At 40.2% G+C, this 2,971-nt stretch carries 4 protein-coding genes; 3 read left to right on the top strand and 1 reads right to left on the bottom strand.

Features of this window, described 5'->3' with window-relative positions; genetic code table 11:
- The first annotated feature begins 130 nt into the window (after window positions 1–130).
- Window positions 131–793, top strand: a complete 663-nt coding sequence (gene ung / locus CXF78_RS18685) for a uracil-DNA glycosylase (protein WP_011638534.1) — start codon at window positions 131–133, stop codon at window positions 791–793.
- 108 nt (window positions 794–901) lie between these two features.
- Here ung and ispB read toward each other — a convergent pair whose 3' ends face one another.
- A complete protein-coding gene (gene ispB, locus CXF78_RS18680; protein WP_011638533.1) occupies window positions 902–1,873 on the bottom strand; it encodes an octaprenyl diphosphate synthase in 972 nt (323 codons plus the stop codon).
- A 403-nt stretch (window positions 1,874–2,276) separates the two neighbouring features.
- Between ispB and rplU the strand changes: the two genes are divergently transcribed.
- Both rplU and rpmA read left to right on the top strand, forming a co-directional pair.
- Entirely contained in the window at window positions 2,277–2,588 is a 312-nt protein-coding gene (gene rplU, locus CXF78_RS18675; protein ID WP_011638532.1) for a 50S ribosomal protein L21, read from the top strand.
- Between the two features lie 16 nt (window positions 2,589–2,604).
- Window positions 2,605–2,859: a 50S ribosomal protein L27 gene (gene rpmA, locus CXF78_RS18670; RefSeq protein ID WP_011638531.1), complete on the top strand. Its 255-nt coding sequence runs from the start codon at window positions 2,605–2,607 to the stop codon at window positions 2,857–2,859.
- Window positions 2,860–2,971: the final 112 nt, after the last annotated feature.

Raw genomic sequence — 2,971 nt, 5'->3', positions numbered from 1 at the left:
ACCACTTTTAGCGGTGCTTTTATTATTACGTAATGGCATCATATTATTCATAATGGTGATTAATCTGTTAATAGTAACTAAAGACTGAGCCGTTCACTAATTTATCGCTTACTTTTAAGGAATTCATTGAATGACCTCTCATTGGCAAGAGTTGTTTGAGCAACAACAATCTCAGGAATATTATCAACATTTGCAACACTTTATAGCCTCTCAAAGGGCCGATAATAAAACCGTTTATCCGCCTGATGATGAAGTGTTTACTGCTTTTGATTTAACGCCGCTTTCGGAGGTTAAAGTCGTGATACTGGGGCAAGACCCTTACCATGGGCCCAATCAAGCACATGGGCTTTCTTTTTCGGTTAAAAAAGGCATTAAACCGCCTCCATCATTAGCGAATATCTATAAAGAATTAACGAATGATATTGAAGGCTTTGTGACTCCCGAACATGGCAATTTAACCTCTTGGGCTGAGCAAGGTGTTTTACTATTAAATACGGTACTGACGGTAGAGCAGGGGTTAGCTCATTCACATGCTAAATCTGGCTGGGAGACATTCACTGATAATGTATTGCTGCGATTAGACCAACAACCTTCGCCGATTATATTTGTGTGTTGGGGAAATCATGCTATCAAGAAAGGTCGTTTGATTACGGCATCGCATCATCATGTATTGAACGGCCCGCATCCATCGCCATTATCTGCTTACCGAGGTTTTTTTGGTTGCGGTCACTTTTCAAGTATTAATCAATTATTAATTGAACAAGGCAACCTAGCCATAAATTGGCAAGTTTGATCATAAAAAAAGGTGTGAATTTAGTATTCACACCTTTTTATGCATCAACATCAAAAAATGAATTCATGATGGATTATGCAGTTAATAACTGATTGTTACTCATTACTATTAACTGCTGCGATTAACCGACAGATGAGCTAACGAAATGAGTGCTTGCTTGTAGTCGCTGTCAGGAAAAACAGTGAGTGCATCGATGGCCTTCTGTGCTTCTGCTTGAGCTTTCTCCTGAGTATAAACTAATGCACCAGACTCCTCTAATGCTACTAGAATTTCATCAATCGCTTTGGTGCCATCACTTTGCTCAATAGCATCTCGAATCAGTTTTTTAGCTGTGTCAGAACCGTTTTCCATGGCATAAATTAGCGGTAATGTTGGCTTGCCTTCAGCAAGGTCATCACCAATGTTTTTGCCTAGTTCGTCAGCGTTAGCTGTGTAATCCAGTAAATCATCAGTTAATTGAAAAGCTGTGCCGAGATATTTACCGTAATCAGCTAATGCTTGCTCTTGCTCTGGGCTCACATTGGCTAATACGCCGGCTAACTGAGTTGCCGCTTCAAACAATTTTGCAGTTTTACAGTAGATAACCCGCATGTAGTTAGCTTCAGTGGTATCAGGGTCATTACAGTTCATTAGCTGTAACACTTCACCTTCTGCAAGTACGTTAGTGGTATGAGCAAGGACTTGCAGCACTTTCATGTTTTCGAGCTCGGTCATCATTTGAAATGAACGAGTATATAAAAAGTCACCTACGAGCACGCTAGCGCTATTACCAAATAAGGCATTGGCGGTCTCACGGCCGCGACGCAATGTCGACTCATCAACAACATCATCATGTAACAAAGACGCAGTATGGATAAACTCGATGATCGCCGCGAGTTTAAGGTGATGCTCGCCTTGGTAGTCAACGGTTCGTGCGGCTAATACTGATAATAACGGACGTAAACGCTTACCACCGCCATTGATAATGTAAAAGCCTAATTGATTAATTAGGGCTACATCAGATTCAAGTTGTTTGTATATCAGCTGATTGACTGCTTGCATATCAGTGTCAGCCAGTTGACGAATGGCGTTTAAATCCATAATAGTCTCTGGTTGTTGGGCGACAGGCTTGCACCCTTAATTAGTCATATCGAATTAGAGCGCATATCTTACAGGATATCAGTGCTATTTTTCAAAGTATGTATTTCCACAATTGAACATACAGAATCCTGATTTTACGATAGTTAGTAGGATTCTGACCAATTTAATTATAAAACTTGGGTATAAATGAACATGGCCATGTTAACTAAATTTTAAAGAAGGCACATTAGCTATTAATGAATAGTGTGCAGTAATAAGGTCTTTTTTATTTGATAGTGAATTAAGACTTGCCTGATGATAATTCTTCGCGTAGAATCCGCGCCCATTGTCATTAAAAGTTTTTTAGCACCTAGTCTCGTCAATAATATGAGTTAGTGTGTTAGTCATTTGGAGTAAAATAGCCATGTATGCTGTTTTTCAAAGTGGCGGAAAGCAACACCGTGTTGCTGAAGGTCATACAGTTCGTTTAGAAAAATTAGAAGTTGCTACTGGTGAAACCGTAGAATTCGATCAAGTTTTATTGATCGCTGATGGTGAAACAGTACACGTTGGAGCTCCTTTAGTTGCTGGCGGTAAAGTCGTAGCTGAAGTAGTTGGCCACGGTCGCGGCGAAAAGGTAACTATTATCAAGTTCCGTCGTCGTAAGCATCACGATAAGAAGATGGGCCACCGTCAGTGGTTCACCGAAGTTAAAATCACTGCGATTAGCGCATAATTTAGGAGTCTAACTCATGGCACATAAAAAAGCTGGCGGTAGTACTCGTAACGGCCGCGATTCGGAAAGTAAACGTCTTGGTGTTAAGCGTTTTGGTGGTGAATCAGTTCTAGCTGGTAACATTATCGTTCGTCAACGTGGTACTAAGTTCCACGCTGGTGTAAACGTAGGTATTGGTCGTGACCATACTTTGTTTGCATTAACAGACGGTAAAGTAAAGTTTCAAGTTAAAGGTCCTAATAACCGTAAGTTTATTAGCATCGAAGCTTAATTCTTTCTAAGCTAGATCTCGAAAGCCCTGCCTATGGTGGGGCTTTTGTGTTTTTTATATCATTAAACTGTTGTTGATAGTTTGATGATTTTGTTTATATGCAGTAGGCGAT

The sequence above is a fragment of the Shewanella sp. 11B5 genome (genome assembly GCF_002836795.1).
In the GTDB taxonomy this organism is placed as follows: domain Bacteria; phylum Pseudomonadota; class Gammaproteobacteria; order Enterobacterales; family Shewanellaceae; genus Shewanella; species Shewanella frigidimarina.
The sequence above is the reverse complement of the archived record's forward strand: the minus strand, read 5'-3'. Positions and strand labels throughout refer to the sequence as shown.